This window comes from Enterobacter sp. IF2SW-B1 (genome assembly GCF_001743375.1).
Classification (GTDB): domain Bacteria; phylum Pseudomonadota; class Gammaproteobacteria; order Enterobacterales; family Enterobacteriaceae; genus Enterobacter; species Enterobacter bugandensis.
The window spans coordinates 1-771 of the sequence record NZ_MJAA01000068.1 but is presented as its reverse complement, the minus strand read 5'-3'; the positions used below and the strand labels follow the sequence as shown (position 1 = coordinate 771).

The following is a 771-nucleotide window of genomic DNA, read 5'->3' as shown; positions in this document are numbered from 1 at the left end:
AGCTTAACCTTCGGGAGGGCGCTTACCACTTTGTGATTCATGACTGGGGTGAAGTCGTAACAAGGTAACCGTAGGGGAACCTGCGGTTGGATCACCTCCTTACCTTAAAGAACCTGCCTTTGYAGTGCTCACACAGATTGTCTGATGAAAAACAGCAGTAAAAAACCTCTACAGGCTTGTAGCTCAGGTGGTTAGAGCGCACCCCTGATAAGGGTGAGGTCGGTGGTTCAAGTCCACTCAGGCCTACCAAATTTGCGAAGCAAATTTGAAGAGGTTGGCAAAACGATGGGGCTATAGCTCAGCTGGGAGAGCGCCTGCTTTGCACGCAGGAGGTCTGCGGTTCGATCCCGCATAGCTCCACCATCTTTTACTGCGAACACAAGAAAACTTCAGAGTGAACCTGAAAAGGTGCACTGCGAAGTTTTGCTCTTTAAAAATCTGGATCAAGCTGAAAATTGAAACGACACATCTTTAATGGTGTGTTCGAGTCTCTCAAATTTTCGCAATCAGAAGTGAAACATCTTCGGGTTGTGAGGTTAAGCGACTAAGCGTACACGGTGGATGCCCTGGCAGTCAGAGGCGATGAAGGACGTGCTAATCTGCGAAAAGCGACGGCGAGGTGATATGAACCYTTGACCCGTCGATGTCCGAATGGGGAAACCCAGTGTGTTTCGWCACACTATCGTTAACTGAATACATAGGTTAACGAGGCGAACCGGGGGAACTGAAACATCTAAGTACCCCGAGGAAAAGAAATCAACCGAGATTCCC

At 48.7% G+C, this 771-nt stretch carries 2 tRNA genes and 2 rRNA genes; all 4 read left to right on the top strand.

Features of this window, described 5'->3' with window-relative positions:
- Positions 1 to 102: ribosomal RNA gene (locus A6013_RS23750) — 16S ribosomal RNA — on the top strand; the annotation flags it as partial.
- Positions 103 to 172: 70 nt separating this feature from the next.
- Positions 173 to 249: transfer RNA gene (locus tag A6013_RS23745), tRNA-Ile, on the top strand.
- Positions 250 to 287: 38 nt separating this feature from the next.
- A tRNA-Ala gene (locus A6013_RS23740) sits at positions 288 to 363 on the top strand.
- A gap of 171 nt (positions 364 to 534) precedes the next feature.
- Positions 535 to 771 (top strand): 23S ribosomal RNA (locus A6013_RS23735); the annotation flags it as partial.